Origin of the sequence: Novosphingobium sp. 18050 (assembly GCF_902706195.1) — a bacterium.
Classification (GTDB): Bacteria; Pseudomonadota; Alphaproteobacteria; order Sphingomonadales; family Sphingomonadaceae; genus Novosphingobium.
In genome coordinates, this window is record NZ_CACSJO010000041.1 from 1 (window position 1) to 26,777 (window position 26,777).

A 26,777-nucleotide genomic window follows, 5' to 3' on the forward strand; every position below is an offset into this window, starting at 1 on the left:
GAACTGTTTCCTGCGGAGACGACGGCTGCGCTAAGACGGCCGGCGCGGGCGCTGCAAGGAGCACGCCGGTCAGCGTGTGGGCCATAACCGCGAACATTAAAAATTCTCCCGTATTCTTATTATGCGCGGGGGATATGCTCCCCGGTCAGGTCGTGCCGGCTTGGTTGCGGCGCAATGCAAGCGCCTGAAGCGCGTGAACGAACAGTCCGATTGTCAGCCCCCAGAAGGCTGACCCCAAGCCCGCGAATGTCACTCCCGATGCGCTCACCGCGAAAGTGACGAGGGCGCCGTCGCGTCCCCGTTCCGCTCGTAGCGCGCCGGCGAGCGACGATGCGACGACGGGGAACAGTGCGAGACCGGCAAGTGCGGCGACCAGTGTTGTCGGCAGGGTCGCGAACAGGGCTAGCACCGTTGCGGCGAAGGCTCCGAAGACGAGGTACGCCACGCCGCCTGCGATGCCGGCGATATAGCGGCGTGCCGGATCCGGATGCGCGTCGGGGCCAAGGCAGATCGCGGCGGTGAATGCGGCGAGGTTGAGACCGTGGCAACCGAAGGGCGCAAGCACCATCGATGTGACCGCGCTGGCCGAAAGTATCGGCCGGGCTGGGGGATGGTCGTAGCCCGCGTTGCGAAGCACCGCCATGCCCGGCAAAAACTGTCCGGTGAGGGCAACCACAGCCAGGGGCAGGGCGATATTGGCGGTGGCGGCCCAGTCGAAGCGCGGGGTCGTCCATACCGGTATGGTCAGGTGCGGGGTTCCGATAGAGCCGGTGAATCCGCCGGCCAGCGCCGTCATCGCCGTCCCCACAATGAGCACGGCAACTATCGCATAGCGCGGTGCGAGGATGCGCCCCGCGAAGAACGCGGCCATCATCGCCAGGACCGTCAGCGGCGTGGCGGGTAACGCGCCCACCATGTCGACGAGGAACCGGAACAGGATGCCCGCCAGCATCGCGGCGGTGATCGACGCCGGTAACCGGGTGACAACCTTATCAAACGCACCCGACGCGCCGACCGCCAGGACTGCGAGATTGGCAACGATGTAGGCGCCTACCGCTGTACCGAAGTCTACCCCCGGCAGCATTGTCACCAGCAGCGCCGAACCCGGCGCCGACCATGCAATAACCACCGGCACCTTCCACCTGTAGCTGAGCACGATGCCAAGGACGCCGCTGCCAATCGAGATCGCCCAGATCCACGAGGCGACCAGGGCCGGCTCGAGGCTCGCGGAGGCCTGGAACACGATCACCAGCGGGCCGGCGTAGGATATGGTGGTGGCGATGATCCCGGCCAGCACGGCCGGGATCATGGAGGCCCGAGGCTCTGTCTGTGTCATGGCCGTGTGCGTCATGTCGTCAGGCTGTGAGCACTACGGTTTCGCGCGAAACCTGCTGGCGTCGGCTAATCATGAACATCGCGGTTGCAAGTACAGCTACGAGACCGGGAATGGCGAAGGCTGCGAAGTTCAGGGCCATTGGCAGTTCCGCAGCCAGGAGCAGGCCGCCCAGCATCGGGCCGACGACCGCGCCAATCCGGCCTACGCTCGAAGCCCAGCCAAGACCCGTTCCGCGTACCGAGAGGGTGTAGAAATCGGCCACGCTGGCGTAGAGCAGAATCTGGGTGCCCGTCGTCCCGGCGCCGGCCACGAAGATGAGCAGGTAGAGCACCGGCGTGGCGCTGTTGACGCCCAGCAGCGTGATGCACACGGCGCCGAGCAGGAAGTAGGCCATGACCACTCGGGGCAGGCCAAACCTGTCGGCCAGCCTGCCGCCGCTGATGGCGCCAAACATGCCGCCGAGGTTCAGGGCGAACAGGAACGACAGGCTCGATCCCAGGCTGTATCCAGCGCTGCGCATCAGCTGCGGAAGCCATGATCCCAGTGCGTAGACCATCAGCAGGCAGCAGAAGAAGCTGAGCCACATGGCCGTCGTGCCCAGCGCGCGGTTGTGCCGGAACAGTTCGGCGAGGGATGCGCGCTTGGCCGAGTTCTCAGGATAGGAGAGGGTGCCTGCGAGCGCCGCGGCATCGTCGGGCGACAGGCGGCGCAGGATGGCGCGTGCTTTATCGTGCTCCCCATTGCGGATGAGGAAGCCGATAGATTCGGGCAGACTGCGAAGGATCAGCGGCAGGAGCGCGAGCGGCACCGCAGCGGCAATGAACATTGCCTGCCAGCCGAACCGAGGGAGAAGCCAGATGCCGAGCCCCGCCGCGACCATGCCGCCCACCGCGTAGCCGCTGAACATCAGCGCCACGAGTGTACTGCGCATGCGTTTGGGAGCATATTCGTTCGTCAGCGCCACGGCATTGGGCATGAGCCCGCCGCAGCCGAGCCCCGCCAGGAAGCGGAACACGCCGAAAGCCGTGGGCGTGGTGACGAAACCGTTGAGGAACGTCGCGGTGCTGAACAGGACGAAGCAGATGGTAATGCACTTCTTGCGGCCGATCCTGTCGCCGAGCGACCCGAAGAGCAGCGCACCCGTCATCATTCCGAACAGGGCCCAGCTTGCCAGCGAACCGGCCTCCGGCGGTGTCAGGCTCCACTGTTCCATCAACTGGGGAAGGACTGTTCCGTAAATGAATACGTCATAGCCGTCGACGATCAATAGCAGCGCGCAGGCAACGATGATCTTTTTGTGGACGCTGCTTAGTCTGGCTTCGTCGATAATTCGACTTACATCGATACCTTGCATATCGATCACTCTCCCGATTTATTGATTGTGATTTTGAGGGAGGTTGAATGACTTACGTGAATGCGCCAAATACCGATTAAGTCCAATCCGTATACTTTGAGAGTATGACTGGCCGAAAACGCTCGGATTTCCGTGGCCTAGCGCTTCCGAGCCCTGGGATATCTTCGCCAAAATTAGCTGCATTTGCGTCTATTTGACACTCCTGTATGATGGCCGGTGCTCACTAACTCCATTCGTCGTACGTGCGGAGATCGACTGATCGGCGTCGCTGGGGGCCATGCGCGGATCGAGAATGTGCGGCGCTCCCGCCAACGCGCGCAGCGCCCAAATCGAGCTTTGACAGAAATTCATTGCACATTGGATCATGCTGGCGCCATGATCCTTGCCTCGGGCAGATCGAGCGTGGCGCGACCGTACATCTGGCGACCAATGCATGGCGGGCTCAACCGGTCGTCGCAACACCTGCTCGATACTATGAGGCAAGGAACTGGTCGAGGACTTCTGCAGGCGGCTACCTCCATGCCTTCGAGACCGGCTCGGAGCTTCGCGCTGGCCCTGCCCGATGGATCACCTATTACAACACCCAGCGTCCGCGCTCGGGTCTTGCCGGGAGAACCCCGGCAGAGGCCTATGTGCGGTCCCGGCAATCAGATTATGGGGGCATGCCCCCATAATCTGATGACCAGAATGGCGGCATGAACGACAACTGGGATTAGCTTAACTCAGCCGCCGAACTGTCCAGAAAGGCGAGACCACCTCACACCGTGGTTAGCCGCCATTCGTTGTTGGACGGTTCACCCACTTCTGAACCGTAGCAGTAGCCTCTTCGAGAAGATCAGGAAGCGCGTCAGTTGCTCCCTCCCAGCGCTCATCGAACTCGCTTTCGTCATCGGTGTCGACGGATCGAGCCGATGCGGCAACGCGACCGGCAAAGGGTGGGTCGATGGAGATTTGAAAGCACTCAAACGGCCGTCGTCCCGGCAGGTAAGCGAACCTCGCGGGCTGATCCGCCCATTCGGTGAAGAGCTTTTTGACAGTCGCTTGCGCCCAAGCGTCGATGGCGGAATCAACTTCTGCATAGGCTTTCATGGCCAGAGTTTGCTTCGACCGCCGTATGTCCGCAAGGGGGCGCGTGCCGACAGGCCGGTTTTCCGAACACTTCCGGTCGGGCAGGTTTCGCGCATTCAGATGGGCACCCTGCCGATGGAACGGCGAAAAGTGGTGGGTAGAAGACTGTCGGGTTTGGGGCGATAGGCCGCAACTTGCTGCCGATAGGGTATGCCGGGAAACATCGCCTGATGGGGTTTCCGGCACTTTTTCAATCCGACAGGGTTTCCCGTGCATTCTCATCCATAAGAACGACAAGAAGTGGCGCGCGTGACGTGTTTCTGGCGGAATTACGTGCCTCCTGTACGGAAAACATGTGATTGTCGTCAGGGGGTAAGTTTATAGCCCTTCGGGCAGTTGGACCCCGCTGGGAATGCGAATGGTCGTGGTGAACATCCGCAGCTTTGAATCGGGAGCAGGACTCGTGATTGTCATAAGGTTCATCAGGTAGGGATTTCCTTTTCCATCCCGCCTGAAAAATGCGCGTCGTTCTATAGCACCCCGCATAGCGGTCATGCTGGGCACCGGCTTCCAATCATTCCGAGAAAGCTGGGTCGAAATGGCATCGGTGATGTTGACGGTGGGTTCTGATAGCAAAATCACACGACAGCCAGGCTGACTACCACCAACGGCCAAAACGACTTCACCTTGGTCAAATGACTTTGATCCCATCGTTGCCTGCGAAATCAGTGTTAGGCCGGGCCTCCCCAACCCCTTCATCATGCTGTCGTTCACACCATAATTCAGCCCCATGCCTTCGATGGCTTTTATCGATTTATCGAGTGCGTTGGGATCGGCCATGGTGGGCATTGCGATCGTACCGGCAGCAATACCGTAACAACTTTTCCCGCTTAGGTCAGCGATCGAGCGAGCCAAAATCTCATCAGATGGCGGCGCGGCCACAAGAGGTCCGCTGCTAATTGCGACTATAAGCGAGAGACAAAACGCGAGACGCATGAGAACTCCTAATTCCGGCCTTGCCTGCCTAGGATCAAATTCTTTCTCAAAAACGAATGATATACATTTGCTTGACGACAATCAGGTGTTTTCCGGCATGGCCGGTTTGGGGTGCGCGCTTGTGGCTGCGGAGCGACCGACTTGGGGCGCTTCGCGACCGGCGGCTATATGCTCGAAATAGGGTGCCGCTGTGGCGGAGCAGAACGGCAGCTATCCCTGCCTACCCGCCGGTAACCTAACATTCGGCTATCGGACGATAAAGCTGCCCGTGCTGAAACGCCCCGTTGCGGACGTTTGGCATTGGCGAGTAAGAGCGTAAGAATGACCGCAGAACAACTTTCAAAACTATGGGCCTTTGCTCGCGGAGATATCGCTGAGATATCTTTCGAAAAGTGGTTTCTCGGGCAGAACGATCTCGAAGCCCCGCTCGGGGAAGGCCTGCATTGGAGCCTTGCTTCAGCCGATTATCGCGACAGGGACGTAGTATGGAAACTTCGTAAGTCGCTTGCTCAACATCTTGGGGCGCACGAAAAGTGCGAATGCGCTTCTATTCGGGACCTCGCCGCCATTCCGATGGGTGGTGACGGTCTCGATGAGAGGGTGTTTGCGACGATTGAAAATGTCCGGGATCACGGGGGCGATATTTGGTGGCTTCATCTCTCGAAATGTAGCGAATGTGGTCAGCATTGGATGATCGCTCAGGAGGAGCGCATATTTGACCAATACTTTCTACGACGGATTAGCGATAAAGTGGCAGAAGGTGTATTAGCAGGCACTTGGCCGGACGAATTTATAACGTACGAGCGCGTTTTGAATATTGGCAACACCTTCGCCACGCCGTGTGTTTTCTCGGACGCAATGTCGGGATCGCTGATCTGGTCAGCAGAAGAATTGCGAAAAGCGCGCCCAGAAATCACCGTTGACGAAACCGCACGGTCGCTTGGAGTGACGTCTAAGAACGCGAACCGCCTGCTTCGGGCCAACGGCAGCTAACCACCATTTTTCGACGAAAGCATCTCGTCGGCACGCGCCCCATAACGGAGGTCACAAAGGCTGACTATGGGCTCCAACATGTTTCAGAAACAACCAACTAAGCTCCGCGCAGCGATCGTAATATCTCTCGCAGTGTCGTTGATTTTGGCCATCCTGCCATTCGTCTTCCCAAATGTTATCATTGGCCCATTTATAATTGCCAACTGGGTCTTGATGCAAACTGTGGGGTGGATGGTGTTGCCCAGATTTAGCTGGCGGCGGCGGTTCCCAAAACCCGATAGACACCAAGCCAGACTTTTCGCGCTAGTGCTGATCAGTTTCATGGTTGCGGGTGTCGTAGCGGTTGAGAATGCGCAGGGTATGTTCCGTGCTGATGACCTCGAGCAACTTCGCGCAAGCACTCCCGGCAGAGCCAATTAAACGACCGCTTTTCAACATATTCCGCCACATCGGGCACCGATCTGGACACTGTAACCGGTCGAACCGCTTCCATTGCGTCCGATGCCTTTTGGGAATGCGGAGTGGCGATCAATGGTGGGAAAGCGACAGTCTACTTTCCAGCCAGACCGAGGAATAGCCGTCATTCACGGGACGCCATGCATTTGATCCTTTTCGGTTCCCACCCGCGCTTTGGCGGCTGAACGGCACTAAAGGGTCGGCTTCCTCTGAAGCGTTCTACCTATGGCCGTTAGGGCCACAGGAGATGTGTCATGGGATTATCAGAGTTTGATCCCGCCGCTCGCGAGCGGATATCGTGGAACGCCGGGCGCAAAGTTGGTGTGAAGCGAGCGCTCAAACCCCGTCAGATATGGGCAATCCGTTTCTTTCTCGACCAGCATGGGCGAATCCGGGACCGTGCCCTCTTTGACCTCGCCATCGATAGCAAACTTCGCGGATGCGATCTGGTGAAGATCAGGATCAGCGATGTCGTTTGTGATCGGAAAATTCGAACACGGGCCACGGTGGTACAGCAAAAGACTGGTAGACTGGTTCAGTTTGAACTGATGACCGATGCTCGCGCCAGCCTACTCAAGTGGCTGGAACTCCGCGGTGGATCCTTGGAGGACTTTGCATTTCCTAGTCGCACTGATCACCCATCCTACATAAGCACCAGGCAATCTGCTCGCCTTGTCGATGAATGGGTCACCGGGATCGGCTTGCCCAGCGAAGATTATGGGACTCACTCTCTGCGCCGAACCAAGGCATCGATCATCTACAAGGCGACCGGAAATCTCCGTGCAGTCCAAATTTTGCTTGGGCACACGAAGATCGAAAGCACGGTTAGATACCTTGGGGTGGACGTGGAGGACGCCTTGACGTTGGCGGAGGGTACCGAGATCTGACATTGCCTGGCTCTTTGCATATGCGAGGAGCCAGGACCGCACCGTGGCGGCTACTCGCCCATTGTCGCCGGACAGCGGCTATGTTCCATTGCTGGTGGGTTCAACGGGTGGAGGCAACACAAGCTTGGAAACGCTCTGCGGGTGTTTGGTATTCGAGCGTTTTCCTTGGTCGTTCGTTGAGTTGCCTGGCAACGGCGCTCAGTTTGGCCTGGCTGTATAGCGACAGATCGGTTCCTTTGGGAAAATACTGTCGCAGCAGGCGATTGGTGTTCTCGTTCGAGCCTCGCTGCCAAGGCGATTGCGGATCGCAGAAATAGACGTCGACATCGGTAGCCAGCGTAAGGCATGGATGATCGGCCAGTTCCTTGCCGCGATCCCAGGTAAGCGACTTGTAGAGTTCGCGCGGCAGGCGCTGCGTCTGCCTGATCAGCGCCGACACGACGCTCCTTGTGTCCTTGTTGGCGACCTTGATCAGCATCACATAGCGCGAATGCCGTTCGACCAGCGTTGCGATGTAGCTGTTCTTCGTGCCTCCGATCAGATCGCCTTCCCAGTGGCCGGGAATGGCGCTGTCCTCGACCGAGGCGGGGCGTTCGCTGATCGACACAGCATCCTTGATCTGGCCATGTCCGTTGCGCTTGAGGCTAGCGTGCCGGGACCTGCTAATGGTGCGCCAGGCGCGCAGATGGTCCAGCAGTTCCTTCTGCGCCTGTATGTACAGGCTTCTGTAGATGGTCTCGTGCGACACCTGCCTGTGCGGCTCGTCAGGAAAACTGCGCCTGAGCCACCCCGCGATCTGTTCCGGTGACCATTTGCGGCGCAGCTTGGCCGATACTGCCCGGGCCAGTGGCGGCGAGCAAGCCAGCTTGCAGGGCTTGGGCCGCAAAGCACGGTCCCATGCCGCCTGATCGGACGCAGTCGCCCGATACCGTGCAAAGCCGCCGTTACGCCTGACTTCGCGACTGATCGTCGAGGGCGCGCGGTCCAGTCGCCGTGCTATCGCACGCAAGGGTTCACTGACGCTCAGGCCCCGCGATATCCACTCCCGCTCGGCAAGGCTCAGCGCACGCCTGACACGCTTGCGATCGGCGGGCCGGATACCGCCAGTCGGCGAAATCACCGAAAATACCGACGATGACACGCGATCAAACCTTCGTCCAATCGAACTCATCGACTCCCCGCGCTGCCAACGATCCCATATCTCCGCTCGCTGACCGGCCGTGTAATAGATCCGACGACGCTGCTTCATCGCGACACTCCATCTTCCTCAAAGATTAAAGTGTTGCCGCCACCCGTTGAACCCACCGTCGGTTGCAGATGCGCGCCAAAATCCTCAGCCCGGTGGAAACCAAGGACGCGGAGATTGAGCCCGCGACTGCCCCGATGGCAGCCGTAGCGACGGAGTAATCCGGCATTTGATGGTAGCGAACTCAGCGGAGAAATTCAAAGCTTGGTAAATTGCGCTAATTGCTTCGCTGCGCCTGCAATGACGGTCAGGCAGGTGTCAATTCGCCCAGCAGCCAAGTCTCGAAGGCCCGGATGATTGGCCGGTCGGCGTGGATCAGAGGGTAGACCAGCGAGTGAAGAGTCTCGCGGATCGTACATTGCGGTAGCGGTGTGACAAGTTTGCCGTCGGCCAGTTCGCGTTGCGCCAACCGAGTCGATTCGAGCGCCACTCCCAACCCGTTGGCGGCAGTTGCGATGACCATGAAGCTGCGGTCGAACCGCATCGCGTAGCTGGCGGGCGGTGCGACGCCGTGCTGCTCGCACCAGCGCGTCCACGTCACCCGGTTGCGATCGCCATTGATGAGCGGCAGCGCCATGACGTCCGCGGCGCATGTTATCGATGCGGCCAGCGCCGGGCTGCACAGCACCGTCACCTCCTCCTCGCCGAGCGGGATTGCCTTTACTGGTCCCGGCAGCGGCGGGCCGTTGACAATATCCGCGTCCACTTCGTCGGCGGTGAAGCGCGAATAGTCGGTGCTCGCGGTGATGCGGATGTCCATGCCCGGATGGCTCTCGAGGAAGGCCGGGAGGCGCGGCGTCAGCCATAGCGCCGCGAAACTGGGCGCGGCGTGGAGGCGCAGGAAGCGGGCGCGGCGGGCGGACACTTCCTCCAGCCCGCGCCGGATCTCGACGAAGCCCGCCGCGACATGGCGGTAGAGCGCCTCGCCGTCGGCGCTGAGCCGCACCTGTCGCTGGCTGCGGTCGAACAGGCGGGTGCCCAGCCCGTTCTCCAGCTTGGTGATGGCGTGGCTGACCGCACTTGGCGTCAGGCCAAGCTCGTCGGCGGCGAGCCGGAACGAGCCATGGCGGGCGGCGGCCTCGAAGACGCTGAGGGGTTGTAATGCAATAGGCATGGGTGAATCTGATTCACCATATAGTGTGAAAGGGTCATTTGTCATCAGCGCAAGTGCGATTGATAAAGCGGCAACAGATCAGAAAAAACTGACGCCGAGAGGGTCGCATCGAACGCCCGCAGACGGGCCCGAAGGCCATCCCCCTCGCGTCGTGAGGAGAAATGATGACCGTTTCCGCAACCAACATGCCGGTCGCCGAGCTTTCGCGCCGTGCTTACAAGATCCGCCGCCACGCGCTCAAAATGGGGCAGGTGCAGGGGCAGGGCTATGTCGGGCAGGCACTGGGCGTTGCCGATGTTCTCGCCGTATCGTACTTCCGCGCGCTGATCTACCGCCCCGGCGAGCCGGAATGGGAAGGCCGCGACCGCTTTCTGCTCTCGATTGGCCACTACGCCATCGCGCTTTATGCCGCGCTGATCGAGGCGGGCGTGATCCCGCTCGAGGAACTGGAGACTTATGGTTCGGACGACAGCCGCCTGCCGATGTCGGGCATGGCATCGTACACGCCGGGCATGGAAATCTCAGGCGGTTCGCTCGGTCAGGGCCTCGGCATCGCGGTGGGCATGGGCCTTGGCCTGAAGCGCAAGGGCACCGGGCAGTTCGTCTACAACCTCATGTCGGACGGTGAGCTGGGCGAAGGCTCGACCTGGGAAGCCGCCGCTTCGGCCGCGCACTGGAAGCTCGACAACCTCATCACCATCGTCGACTTCAACAACCAGCAGGCCGATGGTCCCTCCACGCAGGTGCTGGGCATGGGCGATATCGCCGCGAAGTTCGCGGCATTCGGCTGGCATGCGCAATTCGTGGACGGCAACGACATGGAAGCGCTTGTCGAAGCCTTCGACAAGGCCCGCGAACTCGACGATCCGCGCCCCCGTGCGATCGTCGCCGATACCCTCATGGGCCGGGGCGTGCCGTTCCTGGAGGAGCGCGAGAAGACGCACTTCATCCGCGTCGACGAGGACGAGTGGGACAAGGCCATCGAGGTGCTCGACGCCGGCTACGCCGCCGCGGCTGCCTGATCCCTCCTGATTTTCGAAAGAGATTCCATGTCCGTTGATGCACCCGCTAAACCACGCCTGAAAACCTCCGCGATGATCGCCTCGATTGCGTTCGAGGGCCAGCGTACCGTCGCCGCGCCGTTTGGCCACGCTCTGTCGAAACTAGCCGAGACCAAGCCGAACATCGTCGGCATGTCCGCTGACCTCGCCAAGTATACCGACCTGCACATCTTCCAGCAGAACCACCCCGACCGGTTCTACCAGATGGGCATGGCCGAGCAGCTGCTCATGATGTCGGGCGCGGGCATGGCGCGCGAGGGTTTCCAGCCCTGGCTGACCACCTATGCCGTCTTCGCTGCCCGCCGTGCCTATGACTTCCTGTGCCTCGCCATCGCCGAGGAAGGGCTGGACGTGAAGGTGTGCTGCGCGCTGCCCGGTCTCACCACCGGCTACGGCCCCTCGCATCAAGCGACCGAAGATCTTGCGATCTTCCGCGGCATGCCCGACCTGACCATCGTCGATCCGTGCGACGCGATCGACATCGAGCAGGCGGTGCCGCAGATTTCCGACCACAAGGGCGCGGTCTACATGCGCCTGCTGCGCGGCAAGGTGCCCGCCGTGCTTGACGAGTACGACTACAAATTCGAACTCGGCAAGGCGAAGATGCTGCGCGACGGGGCTGACGTACTGTTCATCTCCTCGGGCCTGATGACCATGCGTGCGCTGGAGGCCGCCGACCGCCTGCGCGCCGACAAGGTGGAAGCCGCCGTGCTTCACTGCCCGACGATCAAGCCGCTCGACGAAAAGACCATCATAGAGGCCGTCGGCGCGAAGCCCGGCCGTCTGGTCGTGGTGGCGGAGAACCACTCGGTGATCGGCGGCCTTGGCGAAGCGGTCGCTGCCTGCCTGCTCGGCAGCGGCACGGTGCCTGCGGGTTACCGCCAGATCGGCCTGCCGGACAAGTTCCTCGACGCGGGCGCGCTGCCCACGCTGCACGACCGCTACGGCATCTCCACCGATCAGGTCGTCGCGCGTACCCTTTCCTGGCTTGGCTAACCCTTCCGGGTCGCAACGGGAGCGCTTCCCGGCCGTTCTCAACCGGTCGTGAAGCGCTCCTTAGAAAACCATATCAAAAAACATAAAAGGAGAGAGGCGTTGAGTCTCGCAACCGAGATGCCGCGCGATGTCGCCGCGCCCAAGGACGAACACCGCGAACGCATGTACGCCAAGATCACCTGGCGGCTGATGCCGTTCCTGTTCTTTTGCTTCTTCGCCGCTTACCTCGATCGCGTGAACGTCGGCTTCGCCAAGCTGCAGATGGCGGGCGAGCTGGGCCTGAGCGAATACGTCTACGGCCTTGGCGCGGGTATCTTCTTCATCGGCTATTCGCTGTTCGAAGTGCCGAGCAATCTCATCATGCACAAGGTCGGCGCGCGCCTGTGGATCGCGCGGATCATGATCACCTGGGGCATCATCTCCGGCCTGTTCGCCTTCGCGCAGACGCCGATGCACTTCTACATCCTGCGCTTCCTGTTGGGCCTTGCGGAAGCCGGGTTCGCGCCGGGCGTGCTGCTTTACATCACCTACTGGTTCCCCTCGGCCCGCCGGTCGCGCGCGATGTCGATCTTCTTCATCGCCATTCCGATCTCGGGCTTGCTCGGCTCACCCCTGTCGGGCTGGATCATGGAGACCTTCCACGAATCGTCGGGCTGGGGCGGCTGGCGTTGGCTGTTCCTGCTCGAAGCGATCCCCGCGCTGATTGCCGGTGTGGCCACCTTCTGGATGCTGCCCAACCGCCCCGCCGACGTCGACTGGCTGACCGCCGACGACAAGGCGATTATCGAGGCCGATCTGGCCGAGGACAACCGCGAGAAGACCGCCCATATGTCGGTGCGCCAGTTCCTCGCCGACAAGCGGTTGTGGCTGCTCAGCCTGCTCTATTTCTGCATCGTCATGGGTCAGTATGCGATCTCGTTCTGGCTGCCGACGATGGTGAAGGCGGCGGGCGTCGCCGATCCGCTGGAGAACGGCCTGATCAGCGCAATCCCGTTCCTGTTCGCGGTCGTTGTCATCCTCTTCCTTGCCCGCAGCGCCGACCTTCGCCGCGAGCGCCGATTCCATCTGATGCTGCCGATGGCGATGGGCGCGATCGCGCTGGCGCTCTCGCCGCTGGCGATCGGCAACCTGCCGCTTTCGGTGCTGATCCTCTCGTTCGCGACGGCGGGCCTTCTGACCCAGACGGCGCAGTTCTGGGCGATCCCGCCTGCTTTCCTCGGCGGCGTGTGGGCGGCGGCAGGAATCGGCGCGATCAACGCGATCGGCAATGTCGCGGGCTTCGTCTCTCCCTTCGTCATCGGCTGGGTGGTGGACGCCACCAAGTCGCTGTCGGCCGGGCTTTACACCATCACTGCGGTCGAACTGATCGGCGTGGCCCTCGTGCTGCTGATCCCCGCCCGTCAGGTCAATCGCTGATCAATAGGAATTATGTGAAATGAGCAAGGTAGCATTCGTCGGCCTTGGCGCCATGGGCATGCCGATGGCCCTCAACCTCCTTAAAACGGGCCATGCCGTTACCGGCTTCGACTTGCGCACTGCACCGATGGAAGCGCTGGTGAAGGCGGGCGGCTCTTCCGCCACCAGCGCGGCGGGCGCAGCCACGGGAGCCGACGTGCTGATGCTGATGGTGGTCAACGCTGCGCAGGCCCGCTCGGTCCTGTTCGACGGGGGCGCGCTGGCCGCGCTGCCCGAGGGTGCCGTGGTGTTGCTGACGGCCACCTGCCCGCCGATCGAAGTCGCCGCCATCGCCGCCGAAGTCGAGGCTGCCGGTCGCCGCTTCGTCGATGCGCCGGTGTCGGGCGGTACGGCGGGAGCCAAGGCAGGCTCGCTGTCGATGATGGTCGCCTGCTCGAACGACCTGTTCGCAGAACTGGTGCCGGTGCTCGACGGCGTTGGCGGCAAGCTGTTCCATGTGGGCAGCAACGCCGGGCAGGGTTCGGCGGTGAAGGTGGTCAACCAGTTGCTGTGCGGCGTCCACATCGCCGCCGCCGCCGAGGCGCTGGCGCTGGCCAGGCAGGTCGGCGTGGATCCGAAGATGGCACTGGAAATCCTCGGCGGATCGGCGGCGTCGAGCTGGATGCTGAACGATCGTGGCCCCCGGATGCTGGAGGCCGAACCCGAAGTGACGAGCGCCATCGACATCTTCGTGAAAGACCTCGGCCTCGTGCTCGAAGCCGGACGCGGTGCGAAGGCGGCGACGCCGCTGGCCGCTCTGGCGCACCAGTTCTTCCTGAGCACTTCGGGACGCGGCGACGGCGCTGCCGATGATAGCCAGGTGATCCGCGCTTACGACCTGCTCAACGGAGCCTGACGCATACGCCCATTCGTCATTGCGAGCGAAGCGAAGTAGTCCAGGGCGACATGGTGCTGCCCTGGCTCGCCGCAGACCTTCGGTGCTCGCGATGACGAGGCGAGCGAACACCAGCACTCGCTGACAACCAACCCACGCTGAGACGGGCTGCCGGACCCACCGGCACGCCGCCGGGCGCACATATGCGCCCGGCGAGCGGCCCGCTGCGTCCATCCGAGAGGACACCGAAATGCCCGTAGCCACGCTTCCTCCGCCGCCGCCTTCGATCGAGGTCTTGCAGGTCGCCGCAAGGGATACGAAGGACCAGACCTGGTCGACCGAGACGACGCCCAAGCAATCCGAGCCACTCGAACGCGCCGGTCCGAAGACGACCGCAGCCTCCGCCCCGGCCGAGCAGCCGCATCTGCTGGGCGACTGGGCGGGCATCCGTACTTCGCTGGAAGACATCGGCATCAAGCCGACCGTCAGCTACATCGGTTTTGTCGCGGGCAACCTCAATTCCGGCGCCAGCAAGGAGGCGCAATACGCCGGGCAACTGGGCGCCAGCCTCGACTTCGACATGGACAGGATGGCCGGGATCGAGGGGGGCACTTTCCGCGCCGCAGTCACCAACCGCCATGGCAACAACATCAACGACACGAACGGGCTGGACCTGCTCCAGTATCCGCAGGGCGTGTTCGGCGCCGGACAAATCTGGCGTCTCGCGGGCCTATGGTATCAGCAGAAGCTCGGCCCGGCAGAGATCAAACTGGGCAAGATGTCTATGGGCGAGGACTTCGGCTCGACCACCTGCCACTTCCAAAGCCTTTATTTCTGCGGCGTCGTGCCGGGGCATACCAGCTTCAACTACTGGTACAACTTCCCGGTCACCACCTGGGGCGGCCGCGTGAAGGTGAAGGACAAGCTGGGTTACACGATGGTCGGCGTCTACCAGCGCAACGACAACGTGTTCCCGCAGAATAAGGGCTTCTATATGGGCTTCAAGGGACAGGGTGCCTTCGTCGCCGTGGAGCGCGGGTTCGACGTGAAGCTGGGCGGCAACCCGAAGCTGGCAGGCACCTACAAAATCGGCGCCTTCTTCGACACGTCGAAAAGCAACAACCTCGTCTATGACGAGAACGGCGGCTTTGCCGATCTGACCGGTGAGCCGCTGGCTCGCGAACGCGGCCGGGCGAGCATCTACGCCGTCGCGCGCCAGCAGATCCTCGCGGCCGATTCCGAAGGGGCGGGCGGTCTGGAGGCGTTCTTTAATTTTGTGGGGGCGGACCACCGCACCAACAAGCTGGTCAACGTCATAACGGCAGGCATGACATATTCGGGGCTGATCCCCGGTCGCCCGAAAGACCAGATCGGCTTGGCCATCGGTCGCTCGCGCATAAACCGCAACTTGCGCGACCTGCAACTCGCCCGCACAGCAGCGCTCGGCGAGGATCTGGAGCCGCGCCGGAACGAGTACGCCATCGAGGCGAACTATTCGGTGGCGGTCATGTCTGGGCTCAGCCTCCGACCCAATTTGCAGTGGTACATCAACCCGGGTGGCCGTGAGAAGGCGGCGAATGTGCTGGTGGCAGGTTTGGGACTATTTGCTACCTTCTGACTCCAACAGCGGCGATCATCCGCTCCACCTCAGGGCATCAAGGCCAATTTGCAATATGGCTTTCCGCTTTGAGAAAAAGCCTCGCAACAACTGGTGGTATTGCGGCAACGCTTGAAAGTCTGGACAGCGCGCTCGTCTCTGCGGTAGTCATCCCACCGACGGGGGTGTACTATTTCAATTTGTCGACTGCTGGTCGCGACGATGCTGGCGGGCATCGCGACCAGCGTGGGCGCGCAGGACCGCGGGGGCCTTGTTGCGCTGGATTCTGCGCCTGAACATCTCTCGGCTGCGCAAGTCTTTGCGCTGGCCAGCAAGGCGCGTGACCGCAGCGATTTCATCACGGCGCAAGCGGCCTATCGTGCGCTGACCGAGGACTCCGATCTGGAGATTCGCACAGAGGCGCGCTTTCGACTGGGCCTGATGCTGGCCGACGATCTCAAGCGCTACGCCGATGCTGCGCTCGAATTTCGCCGCATCCTCGATGACAAACCCGGCGCCGCGCGCGTGCGACTGGAACTGGCGCGCATGCAGGCGATGCTTGGCAACATGGCTGGCGCGCGCAAGGAACTCCGCGCGGCACAGGCTGCTGGTCTGCCTTCAGCTGTAGAGCAACTGGTGCGCTTCTATTCACGCGCGCTCAATGCGCGAAAACCGCTGGGCGGCTCGATCGAAGTCGCCATTGCCCCCGACAGCAACATCAACCGGGCCACTCGTTCGGATACCTTGGGCACCGTGATTGGTGACTTCACGCTCGACGACGATGCCCGTGCGAAGTCTGGTGTGGGTTTCGACCTGCAGGGACAGGGCTATTTCCGGCTGGGTATCGAACCCGGCACCGACCTGCTAGTACGTGCTTCGACCGACGCGACGCTTTACCGCGAGCCGGGCTTCAACGATATCTCCGTAGCGATCCAGGCCGGGCCGCAGTACACTTGGGGCGGCAATCAGCTGACCTTTGCGGCCGGTCCGTCGCGTCGTTGGTACGGGGGGCACCTGTTCAGTACGACGATCGGCGGCGGCGTCAGTTGGCAGCGGTCGTTGGGAAAACGGGGGCAGGTCCGCCTTGATGGCAACTTGGCCCATGTCCGCAACCGTCGCAATGCATTGCAAACCGCGGACGACTTCACGCTTTCGGCAAACGTCGACCGGGCCTTCAGCGCGCGCTTTGGCGGCGGCGTGCAGGCCTTCGGCTTCCGAGAAGCCGCGCGCGACCCGGGTTACTCGCTGGCGATGGGAGGTTCCTCAGCCTACCTGTTTCGTGAACTGGGTCGTACGACGCTGGTGGGGACTGTCGCCTACAGTCACCTCGAAGCCGATGCGCGACTGTTTCTATACCCAAGCCGGCGTGTCGAGGATCGTTACAGCGCTTCGATAGCTGCGACGTTGCGGGCGCTGCATTTGGGTAGCTTCGCGCCGCTGGTCCGCTTCAAATGGGAGCGTAACCACTCTTCGATCGAAATTTACGACTACCGTCGCGTCGTCGCCGAATTTGGCGTCACGTCGGCATTCTAGGGGGAATAGGGCTAGTGACTTCGACAGGTAACGCACGTCTTCTTGCAACGGCCTCACTCGCGGCGCTCAGCCTAACTCTCTCCGCCTGCGGCGGCGGGGGCGGCGATGTAAACAGCACTCCGGCTCCTACGCCCACGCCCAGCCCCACTCCCACTCCAACGTCTTCCCCGCATGCGCTTGGCGCTGGGGCGGGCACCACTGACTTCTCGACCTCGTCGACGCATACGACGCAGCGCCTCACGGATCAGGGCGATGTGGTCGTGACCTCATCGGCGCAGACCGCACCGCTGACCTTTCGCTACGATGCCGCGGCTAAAGCTTACACGGTATCCGGCAGCGGCGCTTCGTCGACGTTCGGCGCGGCGCAAACTCTCGACGACAGTGAGGTCGGCGATGCGCTTTTCACACGCCAACTGGACGGGGGCCGCGAATCCCTCACGCTATTCAATCCGAAGCGTCTCGGCGGCCGCACGCAGAGTGTTTCCCTCGGGCTGTGGCAGCGCCGTACCAACACCAGTGGTTTGCAGTTCGACGTCTTTGTCTACGGCTTTCCAACCAAGGCTGCTCAAGTTCCTGTCACCGGCAGCGCGACTTACGACATCGACCTGTTCGGCGTTGCTTCGCCGGTCGGATACTTCCCGCGAAGTGTCATCGGCGATGGCACATTCTCACTCGATTTCGCCCATGGCCTTTTCGCCATGTCAGGGCAGGCAGGAGAGTACAACAACGACGCCGACTATTCGACTTGCTGCGCCACATGGCGGGGAGCAGGATACCTTGGTGCGAGCGGCGGGTTTACTGGCTATTTCAGCTTCGATGGGCGTGAAGGAATCAACTATCGCTCGTCTATCTCCGGCGCGCTTTACGGCTCGGGCGGCAAGGAAATCGGCGGGACCATCCTTGGCAACGATGGCACGGAGGCCACATTCACGGGGGCCTTCGCGGGCACCCAACTGCGCGACGGCATCGACGCCAGTATGACCGTTCTCGATAAGGGCGCGCGAAAATATTATTCATTTCAAGGAACGTCGGCCGCATCGCAGCGGGCCGGAGCCACCTCTTCGGACAGCAATGCCTACTATTTCCCGGCGACCTTCGGCAGTGTGGAGTTCGGCGCTGATGGCGGCATCACACCAATGTTCCTCATCAACGATCCCCGCTTCCAGAATGTCACCTTCAGTCACAATGACCGGATCGCCCAGCAGAGCGACAACCGCTTCGACGTTTATGAGGTGCATAACGGCGATGACACGTATCGGCTCGAGATGTTCAAGCCCGGCGCCGGCAATCCCGAGATTGCGTTGACGTACAGCAGTTTCGGCCACTGGCGCGAAGATCGGCCTGTCGGTGAGGTCGCACGGCATAGCCTGTCCACGTGGTTCTCTTATGGTGCCCGTACCTTGAGTGGAACGCTGCCAGCCAAGGGCGCCGCGCATTTCAATGCCACCGTATTGGGGTCTGGCGAACGCCTTGGCGACATGGCGCAGCTCACCTTGAAGGGAACTTCCGCGATCGATATCGACTTCGCGACTGCCAGGGTCGATGGCACTTTCACTGCGGCGGCCTGGACAGCGGCGAACGAGGCCATCAACCTTCCCCTTATGACCTTCAGTGCGACGGGCAATGCGTACGCTTTCGACACCTTGCTCTTCGATGCGCCCGGGCACAGTGACGGGTCCATTCGCGGCAGTCTCTACGGTCCCGGAGGAGAAGAAATCGGCGGCGCGTTCGAGTTCTTCACTCGGGTATCTCCAGGCGGGGCTGCAGACGCGGTATATTCCGGTGCCTTCTTCGGAAAGCGGAACTAACGCGGCAGCGCTACTGCTATCTCTTCGTTTCTGTGCGAGGCAAGAGGTTAAGCCTGTGACGAGCCGTGGGTATCCCTTTACCACCTGCTTTTGCGCGCGAGCCGCGAGTCACGGAAACAATTTCGTGCTATGGCCGGCTGTTAAAACGTGGGACGCGGACATCCCATGCTCAATCCCGATGTGAATAATCGATGAAAGAGTACCATTACGCTTCCGCAGATTAGTCGGGCGTAGGCTTGGACTAATTACTCGAATGTCGTCGACACCCGCCGGAAAAACAGACCGTCAGCACCTCAGGATCAGCAACTGGGTAATGAGCGTCCGGAAAGGGTGGTGTGTTCAACGGGTGGCGGCAACACTTTAATCTTTGAAGGAAGATGGAGTTCGAGCCATGAGATATCGTCGCAGGATGTATTATTCGTCTGCGCAGCGGGCGGAGATATGGGACCGTTGGCAGCGGGGTGAGTCCATGAGTTCGATCGGTCGCAGGTTCGACCGGAAGTCCTCATCGGTGTTTTCGGTGATATCGCCGAGCGGAGGTATCCGGCCTCCTGAACGCAAGCGTGGTAGGCAGGCCTTGAGCCTTGCGGAACGCGAAGAGATATCTCGGGGGCTGAGCGCAGGTGGGCCGCTGCGTTCGATAGCGCGAGACTTAGCGCGCGCGCCCTCGACCATTAGCCGCGAGATCAAACGTAATGGCGGTCCTGGACGATACCGCGCGGCGGCATCGGATCAGGCAGCTTGTGGTTGCGGGCTGCGGCCGAAGATATGCAAGGTGGCTTGTGAACCCGCTTTGTGTTGCGCAGTATCTAGCAAGCTGCGCCGCAAGTGGTCTCCAGAACAGATTGCGGGGGTGGCTGATGCGCGCGTTTCCGGGGGAGCTGCACAGGCAGGTGTCATATGAGACGATCTACAGAAGCCTTTATATACAGGCGCGTGGAGTTCTGAAGAAGGAACTGCTGGAGCATCTGCGCGCACGGCGTGCGATCCGCCGATCCCGCCATGCCAGCCTCAAGCGCCATGGCCTCGGACAGATCAAGGATATGGTCTCGATCAGCGAAAGGCCTGCCTGTATCGAGGATCGCGCCATTCCCGGGCATGAAAAGGCGACCTGATCGGCTGCACGAAGAACAGCTATATCGCCACATTGGTCGAGCGACAGTCGCGTTACGTCATGTTGCTCAAGGTCGCCAGCAAGGACACACGCAGCGTCGTATCGGGGCTGATCAAGCAGACGCAAAAGCTGCCGCGCGAGCTCTACAGGTCGCTCACCTGGGATCCGGGCAAGGACCTTGCCGATCACCGGCGCCTGACGCTGGCCAGCGACGTCGAAGTCTATTTCTGCGATCCGCAATCGCGTTGGCAGCGCCGTACAAATGAAAATACCAATCGCCTGCTGCGTCAATATTTTCTCAAGGCTACCGATCTGTCGCTATATAGCCAGGCCAGGCCAAGCTGAGCGCCGTGGCACGGCAGCTCAACGAACGCCCTCGCAAAACGCTCGGTTACCGAACCCCCGCCGAGCGTTTTCAGGCATGTGTTGCCACCACCCGTTGAACCCACCGTCGCCACCCGCTATTCGCAAATCCCGACCCTGTGGAAGGCGGCGCCGTCATCCGCGCCATCAATATGACGCGCCGCCGTCTATATCGAGCCGGCAAAGAAACGTGGCCGCCTGCTCCAGAGTCGCCTGTTGATCCGCTTCCGATTGCCGATCCCAGGTGCGGTACGGCATCGCCAGTCGACGGTTGCCGTCCAGCTTATCCCGATGACGGGCGAGGAAATCCCAATAGAGTGCGTTGAACGGGCATGCGTCATCGCCTATCCGCTCCTTGACGTTGTAGCGGCAGGTGCCGCAGTAATCCGACATCCGGTTGATGTAGGCGCCCGACGAGACATAGGGTTTTGATCCGAGCAGCCCACCATCGCCGAACTGGCTCATACCCAGCGTATTGGGCAGTTCAACCCACTCATAGGCGTCGAGATAGACTTCGAGATACCACAGGTGCACCTGCTTGGGGTCGGCGCCGATCAGCAGTGCGAAATTGCCTGTCACCATCAACCGCTGGATATGGTGCGCATGCGCGGTCGCGAGCGTCTGCCCAATCGTTTCCGATAGACAATGCATGTCGGTGTCGCCGGTCCAGTACCAGTTCGGAAGCACCCGGCCATGCTCCAGGAAGTTGCGATCAACATAGCCGGGGCCTTCGCGCCAATAGATGCCGCGCATGTACTCGCGCCACCCGATGATCTGGCGGATATAGCCCTCGACCGAATTGAGCGGGGCGGCGCCGCTGCGATATGCGGCTTCGGCGCGCCGGCACAAGTCGAGCGGATCGAGCAGCCCAGAATTGATGTAGGGTGACAGTATCGAGTGCCAGAGGAACCGCTCGCCGGTCAGCATCGCGTCCTCGTAGTCGCCGAATTGCGGTAGCGCGTTCGCGAAAAAGCTGTCGGCTTGTCGCTCAGCGTCCGCGGCGGTCACGGCATAGTCGAACCCTTCCAGATCGCCGGGATGATCGGCGAACCGGTCGTTCACCAGTACGATGACATCGCGGGTGACCTGGTCCGGCGTAAAACGGAGCGGACGCGGCATCAGCAGGTCGGCCTGCGCGGGCTTGCGATTGTCCTTGTCGAAATTCCAGCGCTCGCCGACCGGCTTGCCATCGTCCATCAAAAGACCGGTCTTCCTTCGCATGTCGCGATAGAAGAACTCCATGGTCAGTTCGCGCCGCCCGCTCGCCCATGCATTGAACTCGCCGTGCGAGCACACGAATCGCGTATCCGGACAAATCTCGACCGGCCGGCCGAACAGCGTCTCCCAGTTATCCAGCATGGCGGCGACGCGCCATTCTCCCGCTTCGGTGACGACGATCCGTTCCGGGTCGTGCCGCTGGATCGCGCGAGCAATCTCGCCCGTGAAATTGCCGCTGTTTTCAGGATCGTCCAGTCGCACGTAATCGACGCGCCATCCAGCTGCCTCTAACGCCAGGGCATGATGCCGCATCGCAGAGAAGATGTAGGCGAGCTTGATCTTGTGGTGGCGAACATAGGTCGTCTCTTCGGCGACCTCCATCATCAATATGACGGCATCGCCGGGCACTGTTGAACGCAGCGATAAGAGATCGAGCGACAGTTGGTCGCCCAGCACAGGAACGAGCGTTGTCATGGCCGCTGCTTTAACCCCACGCCGCGGCAGCGCTGCGAGCAGAACTTGACCTCATCCCAGTCACTGGCCCACTTCTTACGCCACGCGAACGGCCGCTGGCAGGAGAGGCATATCTTGGTCGGCAAGGTCAGCTTGCGATGCGGCATGTCATGCTAACGCACCAAAAGCCGATTGGAGCCAAATTTTGAACGGCCCGGCCTCATCTCGGCGAGGCACCGGATCCGCAGCTTCTCGCCCTTACCGCCTGAAGCGCGGCGCTTCTGATCTGATGGTCGCCAAAGATGCAGCGGCGTTCAGTAAGGATTGTCCTTGAAGTCCTTGAGCAGGACTGGTTATTCAGCGACTAACGTTGTCGTTGAGATTCGATGTAACACTGCAACTTTGCCCAAGCTGGTGTTGCCGCCGCTCTCGTTCTTGTGGTTGGCGACCAGAATGTAACGACCCTTTTCGCGCAGCGTCACAGTTACGGTGCCTTGCGCGTCCCTCCGAAAGACCTTCGTCCACTTCTCGGGAAAAATCACGGTGACGTTGATGTCGGTCACCGGCCTGCCGTCGCGCACTACCAGGAAACGGTCGCCACCTGCGCTGACCGTTGCGATTTTGAAGGGTATTGCGGCTTTGGCATCGCTGCGGCCAGCGCGGGCGAAGTAGGCGACGCCTTCCTTTTTATCGCCCGGTTCTCAGGGTGCGAACACGGTATCGTCATGCAGGCGCCCGTCGCCGGCGGGAACGGTTACTTCCAGATAGCCGGCCTTGCGCGCCATCGTGGCCTTGCTGTCGGGCAGCAGCTTGGGCGTCTTGAGGTGATCGAATTCCCGGTCACCGCCAACGGGCAGCACTTCACCAGGCTCGCCCAGATAGATGCATGCTGGCCCGGTGCCGTCGCGTTCGATCCACACTTCGTGGGCCTAAACGGCGGAAGAGGCGAGCACCACCGCCAGCGGGATCAGATACCTGAAGGTCATTTCTCTCTCCGTGAAGTATCGGCGCTGGTCGGTCATTCGACAAGACGGAAACCGAAATAGGGACGAGCGGGATCGGGCAGTTTCTCACGCCGCTTGACGATCCACAGCACTAGCCCGCTCGCCGCCATCAGGGTGCCGCCGATGCCGCACAAGAAATATAGCCAGCGCATCCCGCAGTCGGCAAAGCGCCCGGCATGCAGGCCGATCATCGCGCCCGCCGTCACGCTGGCACTGCCCGAAGCCGGCGATTGCCAGACCAAGGCGCCATCGGTGCCGCTCAGGATCGCGACCAGCATCGCCATCGCCGCCACACCCGCCAGCCATCGGGCCCAGATGACCGGCATGTAATGCAGGTCGAAATGGAAGCGGTAGAAGAAGTCCCCGCCGCGCGTCTCACGCGCCACGGTGGGCAGGCCATCGGCACCGATCAGCGCCTGGTTTTCACGCGACCGGCGCCCGCCGCGTTGGCCGCCGCGCTCCTTGCCCGGTTCCGGCTGGGGTTGCCATGAGACCTGCGCCCCGGCGGACTTGTCGTTGGGCATGGCAATTTACCAGCTCTTGGCGCCCGGGGCCTTGCCTTGCAGGAAACGCTGCGCGCCGCCCAGCACGGCATAGGGCTGCTCGATGCGGTCCAGTTCCGGGCGCATCCAGCGGTTCAGTCCCTCGCGCCAGAACGCGATGGTGCCGGCCATGAAGATGACGAACAGCACCCAGCCGAGCAGCAGGCCCGACCAGGTGTGGAGGAAGGATTGCGACTGGCGGAAGCTCTTGCTCATAACCGTCCCGATCCCATGATCGAAAACCAGGTCAGGGCGCCTGCAATGACGCCGGCCACCAAGAGCGTCCAGAACGCGCGGCAGCCGCTGCGCGCGGCGAAGGCCCACATTGCCGTGCCCGCGCACAGGACGAAGGCGACGAGCGTTGCCGCCACCGTCGCTTCTGCCCTGTCGCCCGGCAGCAGCCGCGCCAGGGCCATGGCCCAGAGGCTGGCGACGGCGTAGCCCAGCGGCACCGCAGCGACGATGCGCAGCGTCATGTCACCGCGTCGCTTCCACGCATCGGCAGGGTTACCTCTGCCTTTACTGCCGGCCGCGGCGTTCACTGGTAGGCGAACCGCAGCGTGGCGAACACGGTGCGCGGGCTGCCGTAGAAGTTGCCACGGCCGGTCGCGGCGATACGCGCATAGTAGTTGCGATCGAGCAGGTTGTTGACGTTCACCGAGAACGAGACGCTTTCTTTGATCTCGTACCCTGCGCGCAGATCGACCACAGCATAGGCGCCCTGACGCACGATGGTCGAGCGGCTCACTACGCCGGTGGTGGTATTGCGGATCGGGGGGGTGCCGCCGAAGGTCGAACTGAACCAGGTCAGGCCGGCGCCCGCACTAAAGCCGGCCAGCACTCCACCCTGCGCCTCGTAGTTCGTGAACACCTTCACCGAGTGGCGCGGGATGATCGGTACCAGGGGAAGACCGTTGAACTCGGCGGTGGCATCTTCGAGATACTTGGTCTTGGTGTAGCTGTAACCGCCGTTGATGCGCCAGCCGGGCATAATTTCGCCGGCCGCTTCCGCTTCGAAACCACGCGCGCGGACCTTGCCGATCTGCAGCACGATATCCTGGTTGTCAGGATCGTTGAAAAGGCGGTTGGTCTGTTCGATCTGGTACACCGCGGCGGAGAGCAGCAGCCGGTCGTTCATCAGCGATAGCTTGGTGCCGCCTTCGTACTGGGAACCCAGCACTGGCTTCACCTGTCCGCCCCCGACGAGCGTTCGGCCAGCGGGGGTGGCTTGTGGCGTGAAGCTGTCGGCATAGGATGCGTAGACGTTCCAGTTCGAAGTCACGTCCCAGACCAGGCCGGCATAGGGCGTGAAACGGTTGTTGATCGAATAACCGCCCTTCGGGCCGAGAGTGGGCAGTAGTGTCTGGGCATCGGTGTCCCACCAAGTCAGACGGCCACCGCCAACCAGCGTGAAACCTTCGGCCGGGCTGAGGCGCATCTGCCCGTACATGCCAAACTGGGTGACGGCGGAAGTGCTGCCGCCATAAACCTGCTTGACGCAATTGGTCGGGGCAGGGGTGATCGTCGCGGTGGTATTCGGGCATACCGCATTGGTGCCCTGAACCGCGACATAGGGCAGCGGGCCATAAGGATCGAGCAGCGGTTCCATGGGGGAGATCGGGTTGTAGACATCGATCTTCGCATAGTTTGACAGGCGCGTGAAGTAGCCCGTCGAACGGCTGTCCTGGTAGTCCATGCCCAGGATCAGCGTCTGGTCGCGGCCAAATGCCGGGAAGCTGCCAACGGCGTTGAAGTCGAACGAATGCGTCTTTTCGAAAGTATCACCGCGGTAGGCGATGTGGTTGGTTACGCCATTTGTTGGTGTGACCGGCTGGCTACCGATGTAGCTATAGACGTCGAAGCGTTCGAGATCGGTGTAGAGCCCGCTGGCGCGCAAGGTCCAGCGGTCGCTGAGCTGGTGGGTCAGGTCGGCGAAGACCGAAATGGTTTCGGAGCGGAAGCGGTTCCAGTCGGCACCGAGGTAGGTGGAGCGCGGCAAGTCCAGAAGCTGGCCATCGCTGCCGTCCGTTCCGCCGATGATGCCGGGCAGGCCGGTCTGGATCGCGGGCTTGAAGCGATCGTAGGTTGCGCCGACGGTAAAGGTGGTGCGCTCGCCGATGTCGAATTTGGCGGTGCCGTAGATGTCCAGGCGGTTGCGGTGGGCCACGTCGTAGAACTGGTCCTGATCCTGGATCATGGCGCCTGCACGGATCGCCACGCCCTTGGCGATGGGGGTGGAGATGTCTACTTCGCCGCGAAAGTTCTGGTAGCTGCCATAGCCTGCGGAGGCCTGCGCCTTGAACGCGTCGAGCGGGCGTTTGCGCACCATGTTGATGCTACCGGCCGGGTTGCCCGAGCCGCTGAACAGGCCTGCCGGGCCGCGCAGAACTTCAAGCCGTTCGAAGAAGAACAGGTCCGGGATGACGGCAGAGCCACCGTAAGCGAACGTGGGCGTGCCATCGACGAGGTAGTTGCTGATCGCAAAGCCGCGCGACATGAACGACGCGCCTTCACTGCCCACGCCAGTGACGGTGATGCCGGGCGTGGCGGTCAGCGCGTCTTCCAGCGTGAACAGGTTCTGCGCCTCAATCTGCTCACGATCGACGAGAGTGACGGTGTTCGGAATATCCTTCAGCGGGGTCACGGTCTTGCCGACATTAATTCCGTAGCTCTTGCCCAGCACGATGATGTCACCGTCGCTGTTGCGCTCCTGCGCAGGAGCGGCTTCCTCTGCCAAGGCCTGGGCCGAATTCACCGCGAGAATGGCAGCGGCGATGGCGCTGACGGAATGGAACAGATTAGTTTTCAATGAGTCGCTCCCTGATTCGAGGGCGCGGATACACATGTTGCTATCGCGAGTCACTCGCAATTAAGGTCATTTGCGTTTTCTGATTAGATGTTTCTGCGCAGCAAGGGTTGGGGGGTATTCGAAAAGGCTATTGCTTCCGCGCACCCCGCATTTCTGGACACGCTCACTCGATTGAAGCGAAAGTAACCGAGATACAGAAGTGAATGAGAGCTATTTCCAGGTGGCTGCGTCGAAGCGCCCGCTTTCGCTATGACTAATCTTCGGCATCCAAATGGGGGAGGAGATGGTCTGCACCCCGGGATCAGAATTCGGCGGCTGAGCGACTGGAAAGGGTCGGAACGCCCAATTTTTTTGGGGGGCGCTGAAACACGGTGTGATACAGCACGCGACTGGTGACTGGGATTGGAGAGACTGTTGATTGCCACTGAGATGTGACCCGGGATTACCATTGAGAATTGACCCGGGTGGGTATGAGTTATGTGCTGCCGTTGACCGGCAGGTTCAAGATGCGGGCTTCTCCTTTCTCGCTTTGGGCGCAG

At 61.5% G+C, this 26,777-nt stretch carries 22 protein-coding genes and 3 pseudogenes; 11 read left to right on the top strand and 14 right to left on the bottom strand.

The window, feature by feature from the left end:
* Positions 1–145: 145 nt before the first annotated feature.
* The gene (locus GVL61_RS22740) at positions 146–1,336 is read right to left on the bottom strand and encodes a benzoate/H(+) symporter BenE family transporter (protein ID WP_235037857.1); all 1,191 of its coding nucleotides are present in this window, start codon (positions 1,334–1,336) and stop codon (positions 146–148) included.
* Positions 1,337–1,355: 19 nt separating this feature from the next.
* Positions 1,356–2,690, bottom strand: a complete 1,335-nt coding sequence (locus GVL61_RS22745; RefSeq protein ID WP_159983250.1) for an MFS transporter — start codon at positions 2,688–2,690, stop codon at positions 1,356–1,358.
* A 512-nt stretch (positions 2,691–3,202) separates the two neighbouring features.
* Between GVL61_RS22745 and GVL61_RS22750 the strand changes: the two are divergent.
* Positions 3,203–3,389: pseudogene (locus tag GVL61_RS22750) on the top strand (integrase core domain-containing protein); the annotation flags it as partial.
* A 69-nt stretch (positions 3,390–3,458) separates the two neighbouring features.
* Here GVL61_RS22750 and GVL61_RS22755 read toward each other — a convergent pair.
* Both GVL61_RS22755 and GVL61_RS22760 read right to left on the bottom strand, forming a co-directional pair.
* Positions 3,459–3,779 carry a hypothetical protein gene (locus tag GVL61_RS22755; RefSeq protein ID WP_159983252.1) on the bottom strand — a complete coding sequence of 107 codons (321 nt, stop codon included), beginning with the start codon at positions 3,777–3,779 and terminating at the stop codon, positions 3,459–3,461.
* Between the two features lie 357 nt (positions 3,780–4,136).
* Complete coding sequence (locus GVL61_RS22760) at positions 4,137–4,754, bottom strand: hypothetical protein (RefSeq protein WP_159983254.1); 618 nt, start codon at positions 4,752–4,754, stop codon at positions 4,137–4,139.
* A gap of 321 nt (positions 4,755–5,075) precedes the next feature.
* On the opposite strand from GVL61_RS22760, the gene GVL61_RS22765 reads away from it, so the two are divergent.
* Together GVL61_RS22765 and GVL61_RS22770 are read left to right on the top strand one after the other, a co-directional pair.
* Complete coding sequence (locus GVL61_RS22765; protein ID WP_159983256.1) at positions 5,076–5,747, top strand: hypothetical protein; 672 nt, start codon at positions 5,076–5,078, stop codon at positions 5,745–5,747.
* 710 nt (positions 5,748–6,457) lie between these two features.
* Positions 6,458–7,090: a tyrosine-type recombinase/integrase gene (locus tag GVL61_RS22770; RefSeq protein WP_159983258.1), complete on the top strand. Its 633-nt coding sequence runs from the start codon at positions 6,458–6,460 to the stop codon at positions 7,088–7,090.
* Between the two features lie 100 nt (positions 7,091–7,190).
* On the opposite strand, the gene GVL61_RS22775 is transcribed toward GVL61_RS22770, so the two are convergent.
* Together GVL61_RS22775 and GVL61_RS22780 are read right to left on the bottom strand one after the other, a co-directional pair.
* Positions 7,191–8,339 (bottom strand): IS30 family transposase, encoded by a 1,149-nt coding sequence (locus GVL61_RS22775; protein WP_159983260.1) that lies wholly within the window; start codon positions 8,337–8,339, stop codon positions 7,191–7,193.
* 244 nt (positions 8,340–8,583) lie between these two features.
* A complete protein-coding gene (locus GVL61_RS22780) occupies positions 8,584–9,450 on the bottom strand; it encodes a LysR substrate-binding domain-containing protein (RefSeq protein WP_159983262.1) in 867 nt (288 codons plus the stop codon).
* A 164-nt stretch (positions 9,451–9,614) separates the two neighbouring features.
* Here GVL61_RS22780 and GVL61_RS22785 point away from each other — a divergent pair, with 164 nt between their 5' ends.
* The 8 genes and pseudogenes from GVL61_RS22785 to GVL61_RS22820 all read left to right on the top strand — a co-directional run bounded on the left by GVL61_RS22785 (position 9,615) and on the right by GVL61_RS22820 (position 20,292).
* Positions 9,615–10,472, top strand: a complete 858-nt coding sequence (locus tag GVL61_RS22785; RefSeq protein WP_159983264.1) for a transketolase — start codon at positions 9,615–9,617, stop codon at positions 10,470–10,472.
* 27 nt (positions 10,473–10,499) lie between these two features.
* Complete coding sequence (locus tag GVL61_RS22790) at positions 10,500–11,507, top strand: transketolase family protein (protein ID WP_159983266.1); 1,008 nt, start codon at positions 10,500–10,502, stop codon at positions 11,505–11,507.
* 99 nt (positions 11,508–11,606) lie between these two features.
* Positions 11,607–12,923, top strand: a complete 1,317-nt coding sequence (locus GVL61_RS22795; RefSeq protein ID WP_200844922.1) for an MFS transporter — start codon at positions 11,607–11,609, stop codon at positions 12,921–12,923.
* 19 nt (positions 12,924–12,942) lie between these two features.
* Positions 12,943–13,818: an NAD(P)-dependent oxidoreductase gene (locus tag GVL61_RS22800; protein WP_159983268.1), complete on the top strand. Its 876-nt coding sequence runs from the start codon at positions 12,943–12,945 to the stop codon at positions 13,816–13,818.
* Positions 13,819–14,047: 229 nt separating this feature from the next.
* Positions 14,048–15,415 (top strand): carbohydrate porin, encoded by a 1,368-nt coding sequence (locus tag GVL61_RS22805; protein WP_159983270.1) that lies wholly within the window; start codon positions 14,048–14,050, stop codon positions 15,413–15,415.
* A gap of 201 nt (positions 15,416–15,616) precedes the next feature.
* Positions 15,617–16,927, top strand: a complete 1,311-nt coding sequence (locus tag GVL61_RS22810) for a surface lipoprotein assembly modifier (RefSeq protein WP_159983272.1) — start codon at positions 15,617–15,619, stop codon at positions 16,925–16,927.
* A 260-nt stretch (positions 16,928–17,187) separates the two neighbouring features.
* The gene (locus GVL61_RS22815) at positions 17,188–18,735 is read left to right on the top strand and encodes a transferrin-binding protein-like solute binding protein (protein ID WP_159983274.1); all 1,548 of its coding nucleotides are present in this window, start codon (positions 17,188–17,190) and stop codon (positions 18,733–18,735) included.
* A 391-nt stretch (positions 18,736–19,126) separates the two neighbouring features.
* Positions 19,127–20,292, top strand: a pseudogene (locus tag GVL61_RS22820) (IS30 family transposase).
* A 67-nt stretch (positions 20,293–20,359) separates the two neighbouring features.
* Here the strand turns inward: GVL61_RS22820 and GVL61_RS22825 are convergent.
* The 8 genes and pseudogenes from GVL61_RS22825 to GVL61_RS22850 all read right to left on the bottom strand — a co-directional run bounded on the left by GVL61_RS22825 (position 20,360) and on the right by GVL61_RS22850 (position 26,238).
* The gene (locus GVL61_RS22825; RefSeq protein ID WP_159983276.1) at positions 20,360–21,904 is read right to left on the bottom strand and encodes a cryptochrome/photolyase family protein; all 1,545 of its coding nucleotides are present in this window, start codon (positions 21,902–21,904) and stop codon (positions 20,360–20,362) included.
* Positions 21,901–22,050: a DUF2256 domain-containing protein gene (locus tag GVL61_RS22830; RefSeq protein ID WP_159983278.1), complete on the bottom strand. Its 150-nt coding sequence runs from the start codon at positions 22,048–22,050 to the stop codon at positions 21,901–21,903. Before GVL61_RS22830 ends, GVL61_RS22825 begins: the two co-directional genes overlap by 4 nt.
* A 186-nt stretch (positions 22,051–22,236) precedes the next feature.
* On the bottom strand, positions 22,237–22,446 hold the full coding sequence (locus GVL61_RS25160; RefSeq protein ID WP_235037858.1) for a hypothetical protein: 210 nt from the start codon (positions 22,444–22,446) through the stop codon (positions 22,237–22,239).
* A gap of 138 nt (positions 22,447–22,584) precedes the next feature.
* A complete protein-coding gene (locus tag GVL61_RS25165) occupies positions 22,585–22,803 on the bottom strand; it encodes a hypothetical protein (RefSeq protein WP_235037859.1) in 219 nt (72 codons plus the stop codon).
* 98 nt (positions 22,804–22,901) lie between these two features.
* Positions 22,902–23,171 (bottom strand): PepSY domain-containing protein, encoded by a 270-nt coding sequence (locus GVL61_RS25525; protein ID WP_368667147.1) that lies wholly within the window; start codon positions 23,169–23,171, stop codon positions 22,902–22,904.
* Positions 23,154–23,645, bottom strand: a pseudogene (locus tag GVL61_RS25530) (PepSY domain-containing protein); the annotation flags it as partial. The gene GVL61_RS25525 and the pseudogene GVL61_RS25530, both read right to left, overlap by 18 nt.
* On the bottom strand, positions 23,642–23,905 hold the full coding sequence (locus GVL61_RS22845; RefSeq protein ID WP_159983280.1) for a hypothetical protein: 264 nt from the start codon (positions 23,903–23,905) through the stop codon (positions 23,642–23,644). The pseudogene GVL61_RS25530 and the gene GVL61_RS22845, both read right to left, overlap by 4 nt.
* Positions 23,906–23,967: 62 nt before the next feature.
* Positions 23,968–26,238: a TonB-dependent siderophore receptor gene (locus tag GVL61_RS22850; protein WP_235037862.1), complete on the bottom strand. Its 2,271-nt coding sequence runs from the start codon at positions 26,236–26,238 to the stop codon at positions 23,968–23,970.
* Positions 26,239–26,777: the final 539 nt, after the last annotated feature.

Excerpts from the sequence above, each read along its gene's own strand:
- GVL61_RS22825 (WP_159983276.1), bottom strand. The coding sequence starts at position 21,904 with ATGACAACGCTCGTTCCTGTGCTGGGCGACCAACTGTCGCTCGATCTC.
- GVL61_RS22785 (WP_159983264.1), top strand. The coding sequence starts at position 9,615 with ATGACCGTTTCCGCAACCAACATGCCGGTCGCCGAGCTTTCGCGCCGT.
- GVL61_RS22780 (WP_159983262.1), bottom strand. The coding sequence starts at position 9,450 with ATGCCTATTGCATTACAACCCCTCAGCGTCTTCGAGGCCGCCGCCCGC.
- GVL61_RS22775 (WP_159983260.1), bottom strand. The coding sequence starts at position 8,339 with ATGAAGCAGCGTCGTCGGATCTATTACACGGCCGGTCAGCGAGCGGAG.
- GVL61_RS22755 (WP_159983252.1), bottom strand. The coding sequence starts at position 3,779 with ATGAAAGCCTATGCAGAAGTTGATTCCGCCATCGACGCTTGGGCGCAA.
- GVL61_RS22805 (WP_159983270.1), top strand. The coding sequence starts at position 14,048 with ATGCCCGTAGCCACGCTTCCTCCGCCGCCGCCTTCGATCGAGGTCTTG.
- GVL61_RS22770 (WP_159983258.1), top strand. The coding sequence starts at position 6,458 with ATGGGATTATCAGAGTTTGATCCCGCCGCTCGCGAGCGGATATCGTGG.
- GVL61_RS25525 (WP_368667147.1), bottom strand. The coding sequence starts at position 23,171 with ATGGCGATGCTGGTCGCGATCCTGAGCGGCACCGATGGCGCCTTGGTC.
- GVL61_RS22810 (WP_159983272.1), top strand. The coding sequence starts at position 15,617 with ATGCTGGCGGGCATCGCGACCAGCGTGGGCGCGCAGGACCGCGGGGGC.
- GVL61_RS22760 (WP_159983254.1), bottom strand. The coding sequence starts at position 4,754 with ATGCGTCTCGCGTTTTGTCTCTCGCTTATAGTCGCAATTAGCAGCGGA.
- GVL61_RS22740 (WP_235037857.1), bottom strand. The coding sequence starts at position 1,336 with ATGACACAGACAGAGCCTCGGGCCTCCATGATCCCGGCCGTGCTGGCC.
- GVL61_RS22830 (WP_159983278.1), bottom strand. The coding sequence starts at position 22,050 with ATGCCGCATCGCAAGCTGACCTTGCCGACCAAGATATGCCTCTCCTGC.
- GVL61_RS22765 (WP_159983256.1), top strand. The coding sequence starts at position 5,076 with ATGACCGCAGAACAACTTTCAAAACTATGGGCCTTTGCTCGCGGAGAT.
- GVL61_RS22800 (WP_159983268.1), top strand. The coding sequence starts at position 12,943 with ATGAGCAAGGTAGCATTCGTCGGCCTTGGCGCCATGGGCATGCCGATG.
- GVL61_RS22790 (WP_159983266.1), top strand. The coding sequence starts at position 10,500 with ATGTCCGTTGATGCACCCGCTAAACCACGCCTGAAAACCTCCGCGATG.
- GVL61_RS22845 (WP_159983280.1), bottom strand. The coding sequence starts at position 23,905 with ATGACGCTGCGCATCGTCGCTGCGGTGCCGCTGGGCTACGCCGTCGCC.
- GVL61_RS22745 (WP_159983250.1), bottom strand. The coding sequence starts at position 2,690 with ATGCAAGGTATCGATGTAAGTCGAATTATCGACGAAGCCAGACTAAGC.